This is a genomic window from Longimicrobium sp., from assembly GCF_048594345.1.
In the GTDB taxonomy this organism is placed as follows: Bacteria; Gemmatimonadota; Gemmatimonadetes; order Longimicrobiales; family Longimicrobiaceae; genus Longimicrobium.
On sequence record NZ_JBMDXM010000256.1, the window covers coordinates 1 to 21,529 of the forward strand.

Below are 21,529 nucleotides of genomic sequence, written 5' to 3' on the forward strand. Positions count from 1 at the left end.
GCCACAATCCCCCCCCCACCCGGGGGCCGGCGGGGACCGCGGCCTGTTGGGCGGGGTCCGCCGCCACTCGTCCTTGTCTCCTTGCCCCCCTATCCCTACCCCACGCCGCCCCCACCCTCCGCAGGCTCCGTCGTCGTGCCCTGCGTGGACTGCGGCACCACGTCGCCGTGGGGATGGGCGGCGGGCTGGTCCACGCGCACCGTCAGGTGGTTGATCACGCCGCGTACACCGGGGGTCTCCCACGCGTCATCCCAGGCGTAGCGGGCTTCCATGAAGTCGTCCACCTCGCCGCGCAGGGTGACCACGCCGTCCTCTACCTCAACGTCCACGCGGTCGATGTCCACCCACACGTCCTCGTACAGCCGGCGGCGCACGGCGTCCAGGATCTCGTCGTCCTCCATCTCCCAGCCGCTGTCGTCCGGCATCCAGCGCTCGGCGTGCGGACGCGGCTCCCGGCCCAGCTCGGGGTGGCGCTGGTACGCCTGCTCGGGGATGAACGGCCCGCGCGCGTACCCGCCCTGCCACTCGTCCTGAAAGTCACCGCCGTACCCGCCCCACCCCGTGCGCCGGTTGAGGCCTTCGCCGTAGCCGCCGGTGGCGGGCCCCTCGTACCCGCCGCCGTACACGCCGCGGTCGTAGCCCGGGGGGCCGTCCCAGCGCCCGTACTGCACGTCGCGCGGGCTCCACGGCTGCCCGCCGCCCATGATCTCACGCGGCGGGCGGTTCCATTCGTAGCCGCCGCGCGGCGCGGGCCGCGGCCCCCACCCTCCTCCAAAGCTCCCGTCGTACCGGCGCATCGCTGCCTCCCGTTGTGGCCCGTGGTTTTCCGGGCGGCCCGGCGCGCAAGTCCCGTTCCCCGCTCCGCGCTTGATGCGGCCCCGTCCGGCTCGTAGCTTCGGCACATGCATCCGCCCCCCCGTCCCGCGTCGCAGCCGCCCCTGGGCGTGATCCTGGCCGGGGGCGCCAGCCGCCGCTTCGGCGCGCCCAAGGCGCTGGCGCGGGTGGGCGGGCGGCGCATCGTGGACCGGGTGCGCGAAGCGCTGGCCGCCGCGGTGCCGGACGTCGTGGTCTCCGCCAACGATCCGGCGCTCTTCGCCGACCTGGGCCTGCCGATGCGCGCGGACCAGGTCGCCGGGGTAGGCGCGCTGGGCGGCATCCACACGGCGCTGCGCTGGGCGGCGGAGCGCGGCGCGTCCGGCGCGCTGGTGGTCGCGTGCGACATGCCGTGGATCTCCGCGCAGCTGCTGCGGACCCTCGTCGATCGCGCGGCATCGACCACCGCCGACGCCGTGGTGCCGGAGAGCGGCGGGCGGCGCGGCATGGAACCGCTCTGCGCCTGGTACTCCGTCCGCGCGTTGCCGGCGGTGGAGCGGATGATCGCCGAGGGCGAGCGGCGCGTGCATCTGCTCATCGGCCGGGTCCACACGGAGGTGATTTCGATCGATGACGTGCGCCGCACCGGCGATCCCGGCCTCCTCTTTATGAACGTGAACACGGTGGATGACCTGCGCAGGGCGCGGCGGCACGGCCAGCCGCCGCCCGCCGTTTGCATCATCGGCAAAAAGAACAGCGGCAAGACCACGCTGGCGGTGGCGCTGCTGGCGGAGCTGCGGCGCCGCGGGGTGCGCGTGGCCTCCATCAAGCACGGCCACCACGCCTTTGAAACCGACCAGCCCGGCCGGGACAGCTGGCGCCACTTCAACGAGGGCCAGGCCGAGGCGACCATCATGGCCGGCGAGGGAAAGATCGCGCTGGTGATGCGGATGGACGGCGAGCCGGATCCCGTGCGCCTTGTCCGCGACTTCTACACCGGGCGCGGCTACGACCTGGTGCTGGTGGAGGGCTACAAGGCCGGCCCCTTCCCCAAGATCGAGGTCTTTCGGCGCGCCGTGCACGACCGCCCGCTCTTTGCCGGCGCCGGTGACGCGGCGGATTCGTATCTCGCCGTCGTGACGGACGATGCCTCGTTGCAGACGGAGCTGCCGACCATCGTGATGGATGCGGATCATCCCGATGCGCACGTGCGGCGCGTGGCGGAGATGATCGTCGCTCGCTTCGTCGAAGGAGCGGATGATGGGGGCTGATCGCGGCGCGGACTGGCTGACCGGCTCACAGGCGCTCGCGGCGATCCTGCGCGGCGTCGGGCCGCTGTCTGCGGAGGAGCGGCCGCTGCTGGACGCGCTGGGCTCCGTGCTGGCGGAGGACGTGGCCGCGCCGGTGGACCTTCCGCCGTGGGACAACAGCGCGATGGACGGGTTCGCCGTGCGGGCGCGGGACGTGCGCGGTGCCTCCGCGGAGTCGCCCCGCGTATTGCGCGTGGTGGACGACGTCGCCGCCGGCTACGTATCCGCCCGCACCGTCGGCCCCGGCGAGGCGATCCGCATCATGACCGGCGCGCCCGTCCCCGCCGGCGCGGACAGCGTGGTGCGGGTGGAGCACACGGACGGCGGATCGGGGATTGGCACGGCGGCGGGCGCCGTCGCCATCCGCGCGGACCTGGACGCGGGCAAGAACGTGCGCCCGCGCGGCGAGGACGTGCGCGCGGGCGACACCGTTCTCCGCGCCGGGGACGTGCTGGGCGCGGCGCAGCTGGGGGTGGCGGCGGCGTTCGGGCGCGCGCGGCTGCCGGTCATCCGCCGCCCCGTGGTCGCCGTGCTGGCGTCGGGCGATGAGCTGGTGCCGGTGGAGGCGTTCGAGCAGGTGCGCGCGGGCCGGCGCATCGTCTCCACCAACTCGTACGCGCTGGCGGCGCAGCTGGTGGAGACCGGCGTCGAGGCGCGGGTGCTGGGCATCGCCCGCGACACGCCGGAAAGCCTGCGCGAGCACCTGGAGCGCGCGGCGGGGTGCGACGCCGTGATCACCACCGCCGGCATCAGCGTGGGCGAGCACGACTACGTGCTGCGGACGATGCGGGAGATGGGGACGGCGGTGGATTTCTGGCGGGTGCGCATCCGCCCCGGGAGCGCGATGGCGTTCGGCCGCGTGGGCGCGCTGGGCGGCATTCCCTGGTTCGGCCTGCCGGGGAACCCGGTGAGCACGATGGTGACGTTCGAGCTGTTCGTCCGCCCGGCGCTGCTGCGGATGTGCGGCCGCGCCCGTATCCATCCACCGACCGTCGACGCGGTGATGGCGGATCGCTACGCCGCGCCGGGGACGATGATGCACCTTCCCCGCCTGCGGCTGGCGCGCCAGGCGGACGGCTCGACGGTCGCGCGGCTGACCGGGCCGCAGGGCTCCGGCATCGCCACCTCCATGGCCGCCGCGGACGGCCTTGCGCTTGTCCCCGCGGGCGCGCAGCTCGATCCTGGCGACGTCGTGCGCGTGGTCATCCTCGGCGGCGCCCCGCTGGTGGAGGAACCGCCGTTCTGATCCCGAAGCCGCAACAACGCCGCGTATGGACGATACCTATGGCTATGAGGATGTTGAGAAACCTCGGTGGTTCCGCCAGAAGCACACGCTCCATCCCGAGAGGGTGTTGAGATGCCTAAGTTGTTCCTCCAGTAGCACACTGTCATCCTGAGGGAGCGCACGCCCGAAACCTTCATGACCACCGAAGCTTGCGCGCGACCGAAGGATCTTTTTCGGGTCGCGACGGCCTCAGCCTCCGGGAGCTGTTCACGTCCCTTGTCGTGCAGACAAGGTCCTTCGTAAACGGGCCGGGCTCCTCGCGCCAAGGCCAATCGTAGCCGACGGAATCATGCGCCCATCGGGCAGATTCTTCGGTCGGCGCACAAGCGTGGGTGCAACTGGACGGGACGGGGCGCGCGCCTCCTTCAGAGTCAGAATGACACCGATCCGCCGGAACATGTCGTACCTGGGATGCGGCCTGGGCCATTAACCAACCTCAAACGAAATCTCGTTCGATGCAGACGACGGAAGAGGCGAACCTGGAGACGGCCCGCGCCTATCTGCGGGCGGTGGAAGGCGGCGCGACGGGCGAGGCGCTGGCGCGCTGGTTTACGCCGGACGTGGTGCAGGAGGAGTTTCCCAACCGGCTGATGCCCACCGGCGCGCGGCGCGGGCTGCGGGAGCTGCTGGACGGCGCCGAGCGCGGGCAGACGGTGGTGCGCGCGCAGCGGTACGAGGTGCTGTCCGCCGTTGCCAGCGGCGACAAGGTCGCGCTGGAGGTGCAGTGGACGGGCACGCTGGCCGTGCCGCTGGGCTCGCTGGCGGCGGGCGACGACATGCGGGCACGCTTTGGCGTGTTCCTGGACTTTCGCGACGGGCGGATCGCGGCGCAGCGCAACTACGACTGCTTCGATCCGTTCTGATCCGGCGGGCGGTGTGCGGCGCGGGCGTTGCGTCAGGCATCTGCAACACCTACATGGAGATGCCGATGGCCAGCGGACCCGACCCCAACCGCTTTATCCCGGACGACCCCGAGACGCGCCCCAAGGACTACGCCCGCGGCGACGGCCCGGGCGACCTTCGCTCCACGCGCCTGGGGCTGCCCACCTGGGGCGTGGCCGTGCTGATCGTGCTGGTGTTTCTGCTGTTCGTCTACCTGGTGTGGTGATTCCGGTATTCTCCCGCATCGGCTGCCGGGGTTGCCCGGCAGCCAGATGAGCGGGTAAACCCGCTGCTGGGAAAGCGATAAGCCCCGTCCCGGCGCCGCTCACGCGACGCCGGGACGGGGCTTCAACTGCGTGAAAGCTGATTCCACGGTTTTCTGCACGACGCAGCAGGAGCGCCCACCGAAGGTCTCGCCGGCAGAACGTGGGGCCGGCCTCTGCGCTCAGAAGCCAGCCCCTCACCACGGCAGACGGGATCCTTCGGTCGCGCGCACGCGGTTGCGTCACCCGTCGTTCAGCGTGAGCGCTGCCTCAGGAAATCATTGACGGAGAGGGAGCAACCCTCAGCTCTGGCTGCCGCCCTCCTCCAGCTTGAACCACAGCTTCACCTTCACCTGGTACTCGTGGATCTCGCCGCCGCGGATGTAGCCGCGCTGCTCCACCACCTCCATCCACTCCAGGTCGCGCATGGACTCGCCCGCGCGCTTGACCGCGGCGCGCGCCGCGTCCTCGAAGCTGGTCCCCGAGGTGCCCACCATCTCGATCGACTCGAAGACTCCGCTCATCGTCCCTTCCCCCGTTCCGGTGATCCAGACCCCGCGTCCGGTCCCCGGTCCCGGCGGCAAGGCACGTTCCACACGCGCGGAGAAACGATGATGATTGACGGCGGCGGTGTACGGAGCGACCTTTACGGCGCGCTCCCTCCACCCCTCGCGACGGGCGCCGCCACACCTTCGCACCTGCATGGGCCTACGGGCCCGCCCACGGTGCACTCTCGTCATGCTGTCCGGATCAGGAGACGCAGCGACATGGGCCTTCGCACCTTCGTGGCGCCGGATGGGGCCGAGTGGCGGGTGTGGAACGTGTTTCCCAGCCTTGCACTGGACGAAAATTCGCGCCAGTGGGAGCGGCGCGGGCAGGACGTGCTTGCCTACGACGGCCCCGAGCGGCGCGAAGGCGACCGGCGCAACCTGACGCCGTTCGTAAATCCGCAGCTGTCGGGCGGATGGCTCTGCTTCGAATCCGAAAACGGCAAGCGGCGCCTGGCCCCGCCCCCGCCCACCTGGGAAGACGCGCCCGACGAAGAGCTCGCCACCCTGTGGGAGCGCGCCGAACCCGTGACCCCGCGCAAGATCCAGATCCCCGGCCTTTCCGTGCACGGGCATCCCTGATCGCCACCGGTTAGATGACGCCGACGCGGCGCCGCCCCAGCGGCGCCGCGTTTTGTTCGTCGCGCGCCACGCCGACGACCGATCACCTCGTCCCATCTCCGTCCCCGCAGGCAAGACGCCACATCGTGAAGGCGCCGTGGTCCGAGCACCGCCTGCCTGCCCACTCCGAACTCCGTAGCGGCCGCACGACGACCGCGCGGGCGCCTCGCCTCGGCCCGCGCGGGATCCCACCGGCGCGTCCCCGTACACGCCTCGCCAGTTGCGGCTCGGATCCGTACGGATTCCGCACACCCATCGGAAAACACCAGGAACGGCCTGATCGAAACGCCACTCACCTTCCCCGCCTCAAACTGCCGTTGTCCGGAATCCGAACAGCGGCAGATGCTCCGCCGCGCCCTTCTATATCGACGTAAATCCATCGTTCACAATCACTTAACCACACATGCCAGCATAGGCCCGATGCTCGCCTGAGGGCGGCGCGTCCGCGGAGCGATGTGCTCCCGCCGAACGCCGACGCAGACCGTCCACCGGAGCCCTACGATGTCCTCCCTCCGCCCGCTCGCCCTGCTGGTCTCGACCGCCTTTCTGGCCGCCTGCGGCGGCGCCGGCTCCGCCGCGCCGACCACCGCCACCACCGACGCGCAGCCGGCGTGCACCGCCGTCGCGTCCGTGAGCCTGCAGCCGGGCCAGACCCAGACGCTGACCGCCGCCGAGGCCGCGTGCTTCAGCCTGGCGGCCGGCGACGGCGCCGAGTACGCGCTGGCGGGCTACGACGCGCGGGCGCTGGAAGCGTCGCGCGCCGGCAAGGACGCGGGCTCACTGGCGGACCCGCGCTACACCATCGGCGACGCGACCAACGGCGGCGCGCGCAGCGTGAGCGCCGTGCCCGCGGGGCTGGACGCGCCCATGCGCCCGGTGGACGTGAAGTACTCGAGCGCCTCCGCGCTGGACGCCGCCGACCCGTTCGCGCGGACGACGCCGTGGCGCGAGGGCGAGCGCTTTCAGGTCAAGCCGCTGGAGGGCACGCAGCCGGTGCAGGCGCGCGTCGTCCGCATTGTGGGCGGGCGGTTCGCGCTGGCTGTGGTGGAGAGCGACGAGGCGGGCGCCGGGCGGGTGCTGGAGCAGGCCACCGAGGCGCTGGAGTTCCTGGCGCAGCGCGGCGTTCCGCTGCTGCAGTCCACCTTCAACCCCACCCTCCCCACCACCAGCGCCGGCTCCGGCCAGCTGCTGGTGCTGGCGACCGCGTGGGACCCGGCCAAGGGCGCCGGCGCCGCGTGGAGCCGCGACGAGCACAGCTTCGTGTGGCTGAACCTGAACCTGCGCCCGGGCAAGGGCGAAGGCTTCGCGATGTACGACCACACCAGCTACCGCGTAAAGGTGCTGGCGCACGAGCTGACCCACGCCTGGCAGGTGTCGTGGCGGCACGCGGCAGACCATGCCGCCGCGCAGGCGCCCGCGTGGAGCATCGAGGGCGGCGCCGACTTTGTGGCGATGGACCTGGTGCGCCGCTTTCTGAACGTGGGGCTGGCCTCCAACTGGAAGTGGTCCGATCACCTGGAGCCGTCCAAGGCGAGCGTCGTCTTCGCCCTGGAGCCGTTCGACGCCCGCGGCCGGCTTACCTGGGGCTACTACGACGCCAGCAGCCTGCTGCGCGACCTGCAGGGCCGGCTGATGGCGGCGGGGATGACGCCCGAGGCGGCGATGGCCGAGGTGTCGCGCGGCGCGGTGGAGGGGTGGCACGGCACGGACGGCGAGGGTGGCGCGTGCGCCGGGCTGGTGGAGCGGATGCGCGGGCGCCTGGGCGCCGCGTGGGACCCCGCCACGGCCGTGCTGATGTGGACCGCCTCGCAGGCCGCCGACGACCGCACGCCCAACGCCGCGCTGGCCAACCCCACCTACTACGACGTGGGCAGCGGCGACGACCGCTACGGCTGGAAGGCCGCGGCCGAGGTGCGCGCCGGCGGCGGCGGGAGCGCCGCGGTCACGCAGGTGGCGGGAGGCAGCTTCTACGTCCGCGTAAAGGGCGCCCGCGCCGCCAGCACCCTCAGCGCCGCCAGCAGCACCCCGGACGCCCGCTGGATGATCGTCCGCGTCCGCTGAGCCGAGCCGAAAGATACTTGTCCGCATCGACCGAACCGATTCACCGATCCGACCGAGGAAACGATCCATGAGCCGCCACGACCGCGCCGCCGCCCGCATCCGCCCCGTGCTTCAGGCCTTCGCCGCCATGGCGACGTGCATGGCCGCCGCGTGGGCCGGGCTGCTGGTCTGACCGTCCGCCTAACCCTTTCCTGAAACCCTAGCCAGAGCAGCCCCCCATGATGCTGAGCGGACGCATTCTCATCGTGAGCGACCGGAACGACGTGGTCGCCGAGCTGGAGCCCATCATCCGCGCCGGCCAGCACATGGCCAGCGTGGTCCCCGACGGCCGCGAGGCCATGAAGCTGCTGGCCGAGGGGATGGTGCCCGACGTGGTGATCAGCGACATGGGAAGCGACCGGTCGCTGGAGGGGATCGGCTACGTGCGGCGCTTTCGCGAGCTGAACCGGGCCGGCGCGCACCTGGTGGTCACCGAGCCCGGCGCCCCCGTGGACCGCCGCCCCGAGGCGGCCCAGGAGCGGTTCGCCGTCCTGCCCCGCCCCTTCCGCACCGACGAAGTAAAGCAGACGCTGGAAGATGCCATGCACCGCATGGAGGCGGAGTTCCGCAGCCTGCGCGCGGACGTGTGGCGGTCGATGGACCGGCTGCGTCGCGAGGTGTCGGACGCGCGGGCGGAGATGGTGCAGGCGCTGGCGATGACCATCGCCGCGCGCGACCGCTTCATGCACGGGCACTGCGAGCGGGTGGCGGAAACGTGCCGCGCCATGGCCGTGGCGCTGCACCTGACCGACGAGCACACCGAAATGCTGGTGCAGGCGGCGCAGCTGCACGAGATCGGCAAGATGGCGGTGCCGCTGGAGCTGCTGCAGAAGACGTCGCCGCTGGAGCCGGAAGAGCTGGAGCGCATCCGCTCGCACACCAGGGTGGGCGCGGGGATCGTAAAGGGCATTCCGTCGCTCAAGCGCCTGGCGCCCCTGATCGAGCACCAGATGACGGACCACTGCGACCTGGCCGGCGAGATCTCCCCCATCGCCCCCGAGTTCCTGCTGACGGGGATCCTGCGGGTGGTGGATGCGTGGGACGCCATGACGTCGGAGCGCTCGTACCGCCAGGCGCTCCCCCGCGGCTACTGGGAGCCCTTCCTGCGCGCCGGCGCGGGAACGCGGTTCCATCCCCAGGCGGTGTCGACGCTGATGCGCATCCTGCCGAAGTAGGGTGTGAGGGTGTGAGGGTGTGAGGGTGTGAGGGTGTGAGGGTGTGAGGGTGTGAGGGTGTGAGGGTGTGAGTGCGGAAGTGCGGAAGTGCGGAAGTGTGAGGGTGGGTTGATGATAAGCCGCCGTCTGATGAGCGGATCAATCCGCTGCTAGGACAGCGATAAGCCCGGTCTGGCTCGCCATAGGCTCGCCAGACCGGGCTTCAACCGCAAATCGGGCCCTGCCCGCGCGAGAAGGTGAAGCCCCGTTTGGTGACGCGGACGCGTTACCAAACGGGGCTTACCGCTTTTCCAGCTGCGGGTACCCCCTCTCATCACGCGTTCACCCCCACACCCCAACACCCCAACACCCCCACACCCCCACACCCTCACCCCCGCCCCACCGCCTCCAGCCCGTACTGCTGGATCTTCGTGTGCAGCGTGCTGCGCGAGATGCCCAGCTTGTCCGCCGCGGCGGTGCGGTTGCCGGCGAGGAGAAAGAGGGTGCGCTCGATGTGGCGGCGCTCCACCTCTTCCAGCGACAGGATGGACGGCTCCTCGCGGCTGGCGCGGGGGGCGCCGGGGGCCTTGAGGCCCGGCGGCAGGTGCTCGGGCTCCAGCCGCTCGGCGCCGGCGGCCAGCACCAGCGCACGCTCCAGCACGTTGCGCAGCTCACGCACGTTGCCCGGCCACGCGTACCCCCCCAGCACCTCCAGCGCCTTGGGCGAAAGCTCCGTGGGCGAGTTGCGGTGCCGCTTGGCCATCTCCCGCAGAAACCGGTGCGCCAGCTCCAGCACGTCCTCGCGCGAACGCTCGCGCAGCGGCGGGACCACGAGGGGAAAGACGGACAGGCGGTAGAACAGGTCCTCGCGAAAGCGGCCGGCGCGCACCTCCGCGTCCAGGTCGCGGTTGGTGGCGGCGATCAGCCGCACGTCCACCTGCATCTCGCGGGTGCCGCCCAGGCGGCGGAAGCTGCGCGTCTCCAGCACCTTGAGCAGCTTGGGCTGCAGCTCCGGCGCAAGGTCGCCGATCTCGTCCAGGAACAGCGTTCCCCGGTCCGCCACCTCGAACAGCCCGCGCTTCATCTCCTTGGCGTCGGTGAACGCGCCCCGCTCGTGGCCAAAGAGCTCCGAATCCAGAAAGGTGGCCTGCAGCCCCGCGCAGTTGATCTCCACGAACGGGCTGCGCGCGCGCGGGCTGCGGGCGTGGATCATCTGCGCGATGAAGCTTTTGCCCGTGCCGCTCTCCCCCAGCAGCAGCGCCGTGGTGTCGCCCGAGCCGGCCAGCAGGTCCACCTGCCGCCCCAGGTCGCGCATCATGGGCGAGGTGCCCAGCCCGGTGCTTTCCGTGCGCTCGGCCATGGAGCGCGCCAGCATCTCGTTGGTGCGGCGCAGCTCCACCTTTTCGGCGGCGCGTTCCGCCACCGCCTCCAGGTGCGGAAAGTTGACCGGCTTGGTGAGAAACGTCTCGGCGCCGGACTGCATGGCGTCCACCGCGACCTCCACCTCGGCGTGGCCCGTCAGCATCACCACGGCCGCGCCGCGCGAGACCAGGATGTCCAGGATGTCGCGGCCGGAAAGGCCGGGCAGGTCCAGGTCCAGCAGCACCACGTCGGGCCGCTGCGCCTCGTACAGGCGCACGCCGTCCTCGCCGCTGCCGGCGCTGGACACCTCCCAGCCCTTGCGCTGAAAGAACTTGGTCAGTACGCCCAGCACCGCCGGGTCGTCGTCGATGATCAGAATGGATCGCGGCATTGTCTGCGGGATGGATTGGCGAACAGGGTGCGCCCCTAAAGATTGCGAACGCACGGCCCGGATGCCAGCGGCAAAGGGTACGTGATCGATACAGAGCTCACCTGCAGGCATTCCGGATGATGAGCGGGTCGCCACTGAAAGACGTGGAGGGCGCCGAGATCCTTGCCTGGGGCGCCTGCCGCCGCATCAGGTCGAGGCGTATTCGAACCCCGGATAGTGGAACGCGGGCTCGATCACGTGGCAATCGCGCTCGCCGCCGCCCTGCCTCACCACTTCCGCGCGCCAGTGCTGCGCCACCGTCGCCTTCATCGCATAGAATCGGTCGGCGCTGCTTCCGAGTGTGGTCTCACGCACGCCACCAGCACACGCCACTCATTCTGGCGTGCGGCATTAGCAGATGGACGAAGCACTCCTCCCCGGCTTCATCAGAAGTCGTCATCCAGGCTGGTGGGCGTACGCGCACGCTGCGGCAGGCGCGCCTCCTCAAGTGTGCGGCCTTCGGGATCGCGCTCCAGCGAGGCAAGGGACGCAATGTCCCCGTGCAGCCCCAGCGCCCACAGTACCGACACGTACGCGCCGATGCCGGTCCCCAGCTTCCCCTGCTCGACAGCGACCAGGGTCGCACGGGTGATCCCTGCCTTCGTGGCCAACCGGGCCTGCGGCCAGCGGCGTCGCAGGCGCGCAGCCCGAATGCTGGCCCCAAGGTGGGTCACCGCATCGCTTACACCCGCTGGTGGTGCGTGCGCATAAGTGATCGTGTTTCTTGAACGCGACATCAGTCACGCGACGTGTGTGCATTCTAATGAACAGTAAGCCCAATAGTGTACATTATAATGCACAGATGGCAGAACTACCAAGCCTATCATGATCATATCGAATCGTTGTGACCTTTGGCACGCAGAGGAAAACGGGGATTTATTAGCAGTTCTCTGCTTCCTCTGCTTCCTCTGCTTCCTCTGCGTGAGATCCTGCAGTTGGAATTAATGATTGTATGTGCGGACCCGGTATTATTTTCAGACTCTTCCCCATGTTCGCCTGAACGAAGAAAGGCCGCCCGCCATACAGCGCGGGTCGGCCTTTTCTCCAATCTCCCCAGATTGGTTTTATACCTCAACCCCTCCCCACCCTCCGCCCGCGGGTTCCCCCGAGCCCACGGGCGGCCCTGCACCGCGACGAGAAGTCCCCCAACTCCCCGCGCGAGCCGCGTGCGAGAGCCTCCCTAACTCCGCGCGCGGTAGTTCACGATCGTCTCGCTCCCGTTGGGCAGGCGCACCTGCACCGACACCGCCTGTCCGGGGCGAACCGCGTCCGCCGCCTCGCGCAGCTCGTCCAGGGTGCGGACGGGGCGGCCGTTCACCCGGCGCACCACCATCCCCCGCCCCAGGGCGCCCGCCGCGGGCCCGCCGGCATCCACCGCCGACACCACCACGCCCTCGGCGCGCTCCATCCCCAGCTCCCGCGCGATCTCCTGCGTCACCACCTCGGCGCGAAAGCCCAGCTTGCCGGGCTCGGCCGCGGCCTCTTCCTCCACCCGCGGCGCCTCGGCGGCACCGCGGCGGTCGGCGGACGCGCGGCGGGCGTCGGCCTGGTACTCTTCCAGCCGCAGCTCCACCCGGCTGCGCTGGCCGTAGCGGATGATGTCCAGCGCCACGCGGTCGCCCGGACGCTTGCGCATCACCATCTCCATCAGGTCGCCGCTGCCGCCCACGGCCTGCCCGTCCACCGCCACGATCACGTCGCCCAGGCGCAGCCCGGCGCCCGCGGCCGGCCCGCGCGGCTCGGCGGCCACCACCGCCCCGTTGGGCGAAGGCAGGCGGAACACCTCGGCGTCGGCGCTGGTGGCGTCACGGATCTCCACGCCGATCATGGGCCGGTGCACGCGGCCGTCGCGCATCAGGTCCTCGGCCACGCGGCGGGCCAGGTTGATGGGGACCGCGAAGCCGTAGCCGGAGTAGAAGCCGGTCGGCGAGGCGATGGCGCTGTTGATTCCGATGACGCGCCCCTGCAGGTCGACCAGGGGCCCGCCGCTGTTCCCCGGGTTGATGGCCGCGTCGGTCTGGATGAAGTGCTCCAGCGGGGCCTCGGCGCCGCTGCGGCCCATGATGCCGATCGAACGCCCCTTGGCGCTCACGATGCCGGCCGTGGTCGTCTGCCCCAGGTCGAGCGGATAGCCCAGGGCCAGCACCCAGTCGCCCACCTCAAGCCCGTCGGCGTCGCCCAGGCGCACCGTGGGCAGGTTGCGGGCATCCACCTTCACCACGGCGATGTCGGTGTTGGGATCGCGGCCCACCACGCGGGCCTCGAACTCGCGCTTGTCGGCCAGGATCACGTTCACCCGGTCGGCGCCCTCGACCACGTGGTTGTTGGTGAGGATGTATCCGTCGGGGCTCATGATGAAGCCGGAACCGCTCCCCGCGCGGGGTGCATCGCCGCCCCGCTGGCGGAACATGTCCTCCCACGGCGTGCCGCGAAGCTCCGGCGGCACCTGGTTGCTCACGCTGCGGGTGGCCTGCGTCACCTGCACGTGGACCACGCCGGGCATGGCGGCGCTGCTGGCCGCGCGAAAGGCGCCGGACAGGTTGTTGGCGCTGGCCACCGCGGCGGCCGGCGCGGCGGTCTGGGCGCCCAGGTCGGGGAGCGGATCACGGGCCACGTCGGCCAGCGTCATCCCCGCCGCGGTGCCCGCGACGAGCACGCCGGGAAGGGCGAGCTTGCGAAGCGTACCGTTCATCGTCACTTATCCCTCGTCTCAAGATGGGTCCATGCTCTTGCCGGGGATCGGTACACAGCGGGCTCAACCCCCGTTCCGGCAAGGGATTAGCGGACGATTAGCCGCCCCTTAACCCCTTTTAATCCAGGGCACCGATGCGCATTCTGATCGTAGAAGACAATCCCAGGATCGCGGGATTCCTGCAAAAGGGGCTGCGGGAGGAGGGATACGTGGTCGAGGTCGCGGCGGATGGAGACACCGCGTTCGAGAAGGCCACCACGCAGGGGTTCGACGCGGCGGTGGTGGACGTGATGATCCCCGGCCGCAGCGGGGTAGAGCTCGTCCGTGACCTGCGCGACCGCGAGATCCGCCTGCCCGTCCTTCTCCTCACCGCGCGCGACCGCACGGAGGACAAGGTGGCGGGGCTGGACGCCGGCGCGGACGACTACCTGACCAAGCCGTTCGAGTTCAGCGAGCTGACGGCACGCCTCCGCGCCCTTCTGCGCCGCCTGGGAAGCCCCGGCGCGGCGGCGACGCTCAAGGCCGGCGACGTGGAGATGGACCCCGCCACCCGCGACGTGCGGCGCGGCGGTCAGGGGGTGGAGCTCACCCCGCGCGAGTACGCGCTGCTGGAATACCTGCTGCGCAACGCGGGGCGGCCCCTGTCGCGCGCGGCCATCATGGAGCACGTGTGGGGCATTCGATTCGACCCGGGAACCAACATCGTGGACGTGTGCATCAACTCCCTTCGCACCAAGCTGGACGACCGCGAGCGCGGCCTTATCCAGACGGTCCGCGGCGTGGGCTACGCGGTGAAGCCCGCGGCCGAGGCGGCGGACGCGGCCGGGGAGCCGCCGGAATGAGCTTTCGCCGGCCCAGCCTGCGGCGCGAGATCGTCCTTGGCTATTCGGCGATCCTGCTGGTGGCGCTCCTGCTGTTCGCGGGCGCCACCTACGCCATCCTGCGCCGCTCGCTGTCCAACGCCGGCACCCAGTCGCTGCGGCAGACGGCGGCCGCGGCGGAGCGCATCATGATCCCCCCCGGCATTCCCCGCGTGGCGGTGAGCGAGGAGCTGCTGCCGCCCAGCGAGGGCGCGGTCGAGGTGCTGCGCCGCCGCACCCGCCTGGCCACCGGCGACGAGCTGAACATCGTCGTGGCGCGCACGGGCGACGTGGAGGGGCACGCCCTGCGTTCGTTCGCCCTGATCGCGCTGATGCTGATCCCGGTGACGGCGGTGCTGGCGGCGGTGGCGGGGCGGTCGATGGCGGACCGCATCCTTCAGCCGCTCAACCGGCTGGTGACGGCGTCGCGGGAGATCGGGATCGGCGGCCTGTCGCGGCGCGTGGACGAGCCGGAGCGCCCCACGGAGCTGCGCGAGCTGGCGCTGGCCTACAACGGGATGCTGGAGCGGCTGGAGCGCGCCGTGGTGACCCTCCGCAGCTTCACCGCGGACGCCAGCCACGAGCTGCGCACGCCGCTGACGGCCATCCGGGGCACGGCGGAGGTGGCGCTGGCCCGCGACCGTTCGGCGGACGAGCTGCGCGGCACGCTGGAGGAGGTGCTGGACGAGACGGGGTCCATGCTGCACCTGGTGGAGGACCTGTTGGTCCTTGCCCGCGGCGACACCTCGCAGGCGGAGGCGGTGGGGACGGTGGACCTTTCCGCCGTGCTGCGCGACGTGCAGGACGTGGGCGAGGCGCTGGCCGGCGGCAAGCCGGTGGAGGTGCGGCTGGACGTCCCCGACGGGCTGGTGATTCCCGGCGATTCCGGGGCGGTGCGGCGGCTGCTGCTGAACCTGGTGTCCAACGCGGTCAAGTTCACGCCCCAGGGCGCGGTGACCATCAACGCCCGCGAGGTGCCGGCGGCGGAGGCGGCGCTGGCGCCGTCCGCGCTGGCGCCCGCGGAGGAAGGCCGCGGGTGCGTGGAGGTGCAGGTGGCGGACACGGGGATCGGCATTGCCGCGGACGACCTGCCGCGCGTCTTCGACCGCTTCTACCGCGCCGACGCGGCGCGGGTCACGGGCGGCACGGGCCTGGGCCTGGCCATCGCCCGGATGATCGCCGAGCGCCACCGCGGCACGCTCACGGTGGAGAGCCGGCCCGGAGCGGGGAGCGTGTTTACGGTGCGGCTGCCGGTGGCGAGCGGGGCGGCGGTTGCGGTGTGAGGGTGTGAGGGTGTGAGGGTGCCGTGCACCGCGGCGGGTTGTCGCGGGCGGGGTCAGCCCGGGGCGGCTACAGCCGCGGCTGGAAATGCCATAAGCCCCGCCCAAGGCTCGCAAAGCTCGCCAGGCGGGGCTTCACCTTCTCGTTGGGTCGCGGTCCGAGGTAGATCGGAGAGGACCCGGTTGCGATGTACACCCGAACCCGCGGCAGCCGCGCCGGGCGTGCCCACGGGGTTTTGGCGTGGGTGAACGACGGGCCTCCCCCTGCTCGTCGCACCATGGCCCGAGGCACACCCAACCCCTCCCCCGAAGTTGGGGGAGGGGTCGACCGCCGTTGCGAGGAACGAGCAAAAGGCCGGTCGGGGGAGAGGGCCCGTCGGCCACGCCTCGTCACCCGTTCACCCGTTCACCTCACGCGCGTTGCGGCTGAAGCCGGCCCTCGGCGAGCAGCGCCTCGGCCACCTCCAGAACGTAGCGCTTTCCAGGAAAGCGGATCAGCCGCATGGCCTCCTCGTAGGTGGCCCAGCGGTACTCCTCGGCTTCGCGTGAGATGATCACGCGCTCCTCGTCGGTCTCGGCGAGAAAGTAGATCACCTTCTTGACGATCAGCGTACGCTCCTCACCCTTGCCCTGGGTAAAGACGTAGCGCTCCTCCTCGCGATATCCACGGAACAGCGAGATCTGGCTTTCGCCGATGCCCGCTTCCTCCCACAGCTCGCGCACGGCCGCCTGCGACTCGGTTTCCCCGGCCTCTACCCCACCCTTGGGAAACTCCCAGATGGGACGCCGCGTCAACGCCGAGCGCATCAGCAGGTAGCGCCGCGCCTCTCCGCCGTTGCGAAAGAGCACGACGCCGGCCGCCGTCTGCGTAACCCGTCTCATCCAACCCTCCGGCGTGTAAGAGGTGGACGCTCATTGGGGCGCAATCTGCTACGGAGACAGGCAACAGGCAACCGGCACGTTCGTTGCCCGACCCGGAACCCGTCGTCGCTCCTCCCGAGACGCGCGGAAATGGACACCCGATCCCGCTTCAACGTTCCCACCCCCGGCCCCGCGGCACCGCCCCCGCCCCCCGGCGAAACGCCGCTGGGCGAGCTGCTGCGCACCCTGTCGCGCGACGCCGCCTTCCTGGTTCGCCAGGAGATCGCCCTGGCGCGCGCGGAGGTGACGCCGAGCCTGGGTACCCTCGCGCGCAATTCGGTGCTCGTCGTCGGCGGCGCCGTGCTGGCGGCGCCGGGGGCGCTGATGCTGCTGGCGGCGCTGGTCATCGGCGTGGGCGACCTGCTGGGCCGCCGCTACGCGCTGGGGGCGCTGCTGGTGGGCGGCACCATGCTCGCGGCGGGCGGCGCGCTCATCTTCATCGGCGTCCGCCGGGCGAAACAGGCGCGGGTGGCGCCGGCGGAAACGATCGCCACGCTGCGCGAGACGGGCGCGTGGGCCAGCGCCCAGGTGGCGCGGGTGCGCACGCGGGGACGGGCCAGACGGCCGGTGCGGATCGTGGCGGAGCGCGGCCGGCGGGGGGATCGGTCAGCGGGATCGGCGACGGCGAGGCGGACGGGGGGAGAGGACGCGCGGGGAACGCCGCGCGAGGACCGGCAGCGCGCGGCCAGACAGATGCAGCCGCTTTCCGCCAGCGCTCCCCTGTGGAAGCGTGTCCTTCACGAGTTCAAGGCGGACGACGTGTCGAACCAGGCCGCCAAGGTGGCCTACTACTTCTTTCTTTCCCTGCCGCCGGCGGTGATGGCGGTGTTTGGGCTGACGGGATTGTTCGGCGGGCAGCGGACGGGAGACTGGCTGACGGGACGGCTGACGGGGTCGCTCCCCACGGAGGCGTCGGCGCTGGTGACGGGGTTCGTGCGCGACGTGGTGCACGGCGACGCGCCGGGGCCGCTTTCCATTGGCCTGCTGCTGGCGCTGTGGGCGGGAAGCAACGTGTTCACCGCGCTGGAGGGGACGCTGAACGCGGCGTTCGGCATTACCGCGGAGCGTTCGTTCATCCGCAAAAAGGCGGTGGCGGTGGGGATGCTGGCGGCGTGCGCGGTGCTCTTTCTTTCCGGCAGCGCCGTGCTGCTGGCGGGCGGCGGGATCTCCGACGCGCTGGGGCTGGGCCAGGTGGGGCGCACCGTCTGGGCGGTGCTGCAGTGGCCGCTGGGCTTTGCCCTGATCACGGCGACGTTCTGGCTGATCTACTACGTGCTCCCCAACAAGGACCAGCGCGGCTGCCGGATGACGCTGCTCAAGGCGTCGGCCGTATCCGCCGTGCTGTTCGTCATCGCGTCGGTGGCGTTCCGGCTGTACATGGCCAACTTTGGCTCCTACAGCGCCACGTACGGGCTGTTGGGGTCGGTGATCGTCCTTCTCCTGTGGATGTACGTCACGTCGCTGGTGATCCTGCTGGGCGGCGAGGTGGCGTCGGAGATGGAGCGCTCGCCGTAGAGGTTTACGCACGATGCGGGGAAATTCCCCACACCATGCAGTTTGCGAAAGGATAAGCGTTGCGGTGATCGTTGCAACGCTTAAGTTGCGAGAGGTTAGCGCACCATAGACGCCTTCATATTCACCTTCACTCTTCCCCGCGTGGATCTCGCCACAGGCTCCGACAACCCATCCCTGATCCCCGGCCCGGTCCGGGTGCTGCTGGCCGGCGGCTCGGCGCTGGCGGAGCGCGCGGCGGAGATGCTGCGCGGTGCCGCCGGCGTGCAGACGCGGCTGGCCGCCGACCCCGCCCAGGCCGTGGAACTGCTGGCCGCGGACGGGTGGGACGCCGTGCTGGCGGAGTGCACCCCGGACGCGGTCGGCGTGGCGCAGTCGGCGCGGTGGACGGGGCCGCTGATGCTGCTGGCGCACGCGCGCGGTCCCGCCACCGCCACGGCCGTCAGCGAAACGGGTGCGGTGGACGTGCTGTGGTCGGACGAGCTTTCGCCGGGGCTCCTTGAGCGGGCCGTGCGCTACGCGGTGGACCGCCACCGGCGCGAGATCCAGGAGGACGAGAGCCGGCGGACGATGGAAACGCTGCTGGCCAGCATGCCCGGGATGGCGTACCGCTGCCGCAACGACGCGCAGTGGACGCTGGAGTTCGCCAGCCCCGGGTCGGTCGCGCTGACCGGCTACTCCCCCGAGGAGCTGGTGGGCAACGCGCGCATCGCCTACGCCGACCTGGTGCACCCGGAGGACCGCGGTACCCTGCGCGCCGCGGTGGACAGCGCGCTCAGGGACCGCCGGCCGTTCCAGATCGAGTACCGCATCACCGCCGCCGACGGAACGGTGCGGTGGGTGGCGGAGCATGGCCGGGCCGTGCGCAACGGCGGCGGGACGATGCTGGAGGGCTACGTGTTCGACGCCACCGAGCGCAAGGCGACGGAGCAGGCCCTGCGCACGGGTGAGGCCCAGTTCCGCGCCGTGTTCGAAGAGGCGCCCATCGGCATGGCGCTGATGGACATGGACGGCTACCTGGTGCGCACCAACCGCGCGCTGCAGGCCATGCTGGGCTACGCCGAGCAGGAGCTGGCGGGCACCATCTTCAGCCAGGTGACGCACGACGACGACATCGCGACGGACTGGGAGATGTTCGGCGACCTGGTGGCGGGCGACGTGAGCCACTACCAGGTGGTCAAGCGCTACCTGCGCCGCGGCGGCGGCGTTGTCTGGGGGCGGCTTTCCGTGGCCCTTGTCCGCGCGCCCGACGGGCAGCCGCGCTACGCCATCCAGATGGTGGAGAACGTTACCGAACGGCACGAGGCGGTCGAGGCGCTGCGGCTGCGCGAGCGCGAGTTCCGCTCGCTGCTGGAGCAGGGGCGCGAGGTGATCACCGTGCTGGACGCCGACGGCGACCTGCGCTACACCAGCCCCGCGGTGGAGCGGGTGCTGGGGTACGGCCGCGGCGACCTGGTGGGCACCTACCTGGGCGAGCTGGTGCACCCCGACGACGTGCCGGCCATGCTGGACGTGTTTGACCGCGCCATCCGGTCGCCCGGCCGCCCCCGCTCGGCCGAGCTGCGGATGCTGCACCGCGACGGTTCGTGGCGGGTGCTGGAGACGGTGGGCACCAGCCTGATCGACGACCCGGCGGTGGCCGGCATCGTGGTCAACTCCCGCGACGTGACCGACCGGCGCGAGGCCGAGGAGGCGCTGCGCCGGAGCGAGCAGCAGCTGCTGCAGGTGCAGAAGATGGAGGCCGTCGGGCGGCTGGCGGGCGGCGTGGCGCACGACTTCAACAACCTGCTCACCGCCATCCGCGGCAACGCCGAGCTTCTGCTGGCCGACCTGCCTCCCGGCTCGCAGGCGCACGAGGACGCGGAAGAGATCCGCCGGGCCAGCGACCGAGCCGCCGCCCTCACCCGCCAGCTGCTGGCCTTCAGCCGCCGCCAGGTGCTGCAGCCGCGGCTGCTGGACCTGAACCAGTCGGTGCGCGAGATGGAGCGCATGCTGGGGCGGCTGCTGGGCGACGACGTGGAGCTGGTGACCAAGCTGGGCTCCGAGCTGCGCCGCGTGCGGGCGGACCCGGCGCAGGTGGAGCAGGTGATCATGAACCTGGCCGTCAACGGCCGCGACGCCATGCCGGGCGGCGGGGTGCTGGTGGTCTGCACGGAGAACGCCGAGCTGGAGCCGGAGCTGCGGGAACGATACCCGTACGTGGTGCCCGGCGAGTACGTGCTGCTGGAGGTGGGCGACACCGGCCAGGGGATGGACGAGGAGACGCTGCGGTCGGCGTTCGAGCCGTTCTTTACCACCAAGGGCGCGGGCAAGGGCACGGGGCTGGGGCTGTCGATGGTGTACGGCATCGTCAAGCAGAGCGGCGGGTACGTGTGGATCGACAGCGAGGCGGGGCGCGGCACCCGGGTGCGCGTGTACCTTCCCGTCTCGCGCGTTCCGGACGAGGCGGAGGAGGACGACACGCCCGCACCCCTTCCCCAGGTGCGCGGGCGCGGGACGGTGCTGCTGGTAGAGGACGAGGAGGCGGTGCGCCGTTTCGCGGAGCGGGTGCTTTCGCGGGGCGGGTACACGGTGCTGATGGCGGCGGAGGGGGCGGAGGCCATGGCGCTTTCCCGCCAGCACCCCGGCATCATCCACGTGCTGGTTACGGACCTGGTGATGCCGCGGATGAGCGGCAGCGACCTGGCCAGCCGCTTGATGGCGGAGCGGCCGGGGATCCGCGTCCTCTTCATCTCCGGCTACGACCGCGACGAGGCGCGCACGCGGGGGCCCATGGAGGTGGGAACGGACTTCATCGAGAAGCCCTTCAGCCCCGAGGCGCTGCTGGACCGCATGCACCGCCTGCTGGAGCTGCCGCGCAGCGTGGTGGGCGTCCCCGGGTAGCGGGCCGGACGCGCAAGGTTTGTAACGGCATTCGTCGTGCGAACGCCGGCCGGTGCAGTTCCGCATACGCACCGATCCGGAGAACCGACGTGAAGCTGAAGAAGAAGATCCGCAAGCGGCTGATGAAGCCCGTGCGCAAGCTGGTAAAGCAGTACGGCCCGGTGATCGCCGCCGAGCTGGTCACCGCTGTGGTGGCCGCGGCGGCGGCGCGCCGGTCCGGCGGCACGAAGCCCGGCAAGCGCCGTGCGTCCGACGCAACGGCAACGGGGATTTGATCGCGATCCCGGAATACAGAAGGCACGCGGAGACGCGGAGGGCGCGGAGACCGTTCCGCGCTCTCCGCGTTTCGCGTGAGGCAGCCGCTGCCCCGCTGGCTGACCGAGTAGAGACTCACGGATCATCCCGCGATCCGCACGGAGTGCGGATATGGACATTACTGTCATTCTGAGGAAGGCGCCCACCCCACGCCCACGGGATCGCGCGGCAGTCCGTGCGCCGACCGAAGAATCGCTTTCGGAAACGGGCGGGACCTCGCGACGCAGCCAGTCGTAGCCGCCAGGATGGTGCGGGCAGATTCTTCGGTCGGCGCACCCGCGTTCGGGCAAACCGGACC

Annotated in this window: 19 protein-coding genes; 12 read left to right on the top strand and 7 right to left on the bottom strand. The window is 71.1% G+C overall.

Annotated features, from left to right (window positions below):
- Nucleotides 1-95: 95 nt before the first annotated feature.
- Nucleotides 96-797: a BON domain-containing protein gene (locus tag ACOJUJ_RS27320; RefSeq protein WP_420130102.1), complete on the bottom strand. Its 702-nt coding sequence runs from the start codon at nucleotides 795-797 to the stop codon at nucleotides 96-98.
- Between the two features lie 105 nt (nucleotides 798-902).
- Here ACOJUJ_RS27320 and mobB point away from each other — a divergent pair, with 105 nt between their 5' ends.
- From mobB to ACOJUJ_RS27340, 4 genes are all read left to right on the top strand, one after another.
- On the top strand, nucleotides 903-2,084 hold the full coding sequence (gene mobB, locus ACOJUJ_RS27325; RefSeq protein WP_420130103.1) for a molybdopterin-guanine dinucleotide biosynthesis protein B: 1,182 nt from the start codon (nucleotides 903-905) through the stop codon (nucleotides 2,082-2,084).
- Nucleotides 2,074-3,369, top strand: a complete 1,296-nt coding sequence (gene glp, locus ACOJUJ_RS27330) for a gephyrin-like molybdotransferase Glp (RefSeq protein WP_420130104.1) — start codon at nucleotides 2,074-2,076, stop codon at nucleotides 3,367-3,369. Before mobB ends, glp begins: the two co-directional genes overlap by 11 nt.
- 494 nt (nucleotides 3,370-3,863) lie before the next feature.
- A complete protein-coding gene (locus tag ACOJUJ_RS27335) occupies nucleotides 3,864-4,271 on the top strand; it encodes a nuclear transport factor 2 family protein (RefSeq protein ID WP_420130105.1) in 408 nt (135 codons plus the stop codon).
- A gap of 65 nt (nucleotides 4,272-4,336) precedes the next feature.
- Nucleotides 4,337-4,516, top strand: a complete 180-nt coding sequence (locus ACOJUJ_RS27340) for a hypothetical protein (RefSeq protein WP_420130106.1) — start codon at nucleotides 4,337-4,339, stop codon at nucleotides 4,514-4,516.
- 339 nt (nucleotides 4,517-4,855) lie between these two features.
- Here ACOJUJ_RS27340 and ACOJUJ_RS27345 read toward each other — a convergent pair whose 3' ends face one another.
- A complete protein-coding gene (locus tag ACOJUJ_RS27345; RefSeq protein ID WP_420130107.1) occupies nucleotides 4,856-5,077 on the bottom strand; it encodes a dodecin in 222 nt (73 codons plus the stop codon).
- Nucleotides 5,078-5,320: 243 nt separating this feature from the next.
- On the opposite strand from ACOJUJ_RS27345, the gene ACOJUJ_RS27350 reads away from it, so the two are divergent.
- The 3 genes from ACOJUJ_RS27350 (at nucleotide 5,321) to ACOJUJ_RS27360 (ending at nucleotide 8,997) form a co-directional block, all read left to right on the top strand.
- Complete coding sequence (locus ACOJUJ_RS27350) at nucleotides 5,321-5,683, top strand: hypothetical protein (protein ID WP_420130108.1); 363 nt, start codon at nucleotides 5,321-5,323, stop codon at nucleotides 5,681-5,683.
- Between the two features lie 540 nt (nucleotides 5,684-6,223).
- Complete coding sequence (locus ACOJUJ_RS27355) at nucleotides 6,224-7,783, top strand: hypothetical protein (RefSeq protein WP_420130109.1); 1,560 nt, start codon at nucleotides 6,224-6,226, stop codon at nucleotides 7,781-7,783.
- Nucleotides 7,784-8,001: 218 nt separating this feature from the next.
- Nucleotides 8,002-8,997 (top strand): HD-GYP domain-containing protein, encoded by a 996-nt coding sequence (locus ACOJUJ_RS27360; RefSeq protein WP_420130110.1) that lies wholly within the window; start codon nucleotides 8,002-8,004, stop codon nucleotides 8,995-8,997.
- Nucleotides 8,998-9,364: 367 nt separating this feature from the next.
- Here ACOJUJ_RS27360 and ACOJUJ_RS27365 read toward each other — a convergent pair whose 3' ends face one another.
- From ACOJUJ_RS27365 to ACOJUJ_RS27380, 4 genes are all read right to left on the bottom strand, one after another.
- Complete coding sequence (locus ACOJUJ_RS27365; protein WP_420130111.1) at nucleotides 9,365-10,729, bottom strand: sigma-54-dependent transcriptional regulator; 1,365 nt, start codon at nucleotides 10,727-10,729, stop codon at nucleotides 9,365-9,367.
- A 186-nt stretch (nucleotides 10,730-10,915) separates the two neighbouring features.
- On the bottom strand, nucleotides 10,916-11,038 hold the full coding sequence (locus ACOJUJ_RS27370) for a hypothetical protein (RefSeq protein WP_420130112.1): 123 nt from the start codon (nucleotides 11,036-11,038) through the stop codon (nucleotides 10,916-10,918).
- A 116-nt stretch (nucleotides 11,039-11,154) separates the two neighbouring features.
- The gene (locus tag ACOJUJ_RS27375) at nucleotides 11,155-11,379 is read right to left on the bottom strand and encodes a hypothetical protein (protein ID WP_420130113.1); all 225 of its coding nucleotides are present in this window, start codon (nucleotides 11,377-11,379) and stop codon (nucleotides 11,155-11,157) included.
- Between the two features lie 569 nt (nucleotides 11,380-11,948).
- Nucleotides 11,949-13,460, bottom strand: a complete 1,512-nt coding sequence (locus ACOJUJ_RS27380; RefSeq protein ID WP_420130114.1) for a S1C family serine protease — start codon at nucleotides 13,458-13,460, stop codon at nucleotides 11,949-11,951.
- 134 nt (nucleotides 13,461-13,594) lie between these two features.
- Here ACOJUJ_RS27380 and ACOJUJ_RS27385 point away from each other — a divergent pair, with 134 nt between their 5' ends.
- Nucleotides 13,595-14,302 (top strand): response regulator transcription factor, encoded by a 708-nt coding sequence (locus tag ACOJUJ_RS27385; RefSeq protein ID WP_420130115.1) that lies wholly within the window; start codon nucleotides 13,595-13,597, stop codon nucleotides 14,300-14,302.
- Entirely contained in the window at nucleotides 14,299-15,603 is a 1,305-nt protein-coding gene (locus ACOJUJ_RS27390; protein ID WP_420130116.1) for a sensor histidine kinase, read from the top strand. Before ACOJUJ_RS27385 ends, ACOJUJ_RS27390 begins: the two co-directional genes overlap by 4 nt.
- Nucleotides 15,604-16,011: 408 nt before the next feature.
- On the opposite strand, the gene ACOJUJ_RS27395 is transcribed toward ACOJUJ_RS27390, so the two are convergent.
- Nucleotides 16,012-16,482: a bis(5'-nucleosyl)-tetraphosphatase gene (locus tag ACOJUJ_RS27395; protein WP_420130117.1), complete on the bottom strand. Its 471-nt coding sequence runs from the start codon at nucleotides 16,480-16,482 to the stop codon at nucleotides 16,012-16,014.
- Between the two features lie 129 nt (nucleotides 16,483-16,611).
- Here ACOJUJ_RS27395 and ACOJUJ_RS27400 point away from each other — a divergent pair, with 129 nt between their 5' ends.
- The 3 genes from ACOJUJ_RS27400 to ACOJUJ_RS27410 all read left to right on the top strand — a co-directional run bounded on the left by ACOJUJ_RS27400 (nucleotide 16,612) and on the right by ACOJUJ_RS27410 (nucleotide 21,191).
- Nucleotides 16,612-18,036 carry a YhjD/YihY/BrkB family envelope integrity protein gene (locus ACOJUJ_RS27400; protein ID WP_420130118.1) on the top strand — a complete coding sequence of 475 codons (1,425 nt, stop codon included), beginning with the start codon at nucleotides 16,612-16,614 and terminating at the stop codon, nucleotides 18,034-18,036.
- Nucleotides 18,037-18,177: 141 nt separating this feature from the next.
- Complete coding sequence (locus ACOJUJ_RS27405; RefSeq protein ID WP_420130119.1) at nucleotides 18,178-20,916, top strand: PAS domain S-box protein; 2,739 nt, start codon at nucleotides 18,178-18,180, stop codon at nucleotides 20,914-20,916.
- An 89-nt stretch (nucleotides 20,917-21,005) separates the two neighbouring features.
- Nucleotides 21,006-21,191 (top strand): hypothetical protein, encoded by a 186-nt coding sequence (locus tag ACOJUJ_RS27410; protein WP_420130120.1) that lies wholly within the window; start codon nucleotides 21,006-21,008, stop codon nucleotides 21,189-21,191.
- The last annotated feature ends 338 nt before the right edge of the window (nucleotides 21,192-21,529 follow it).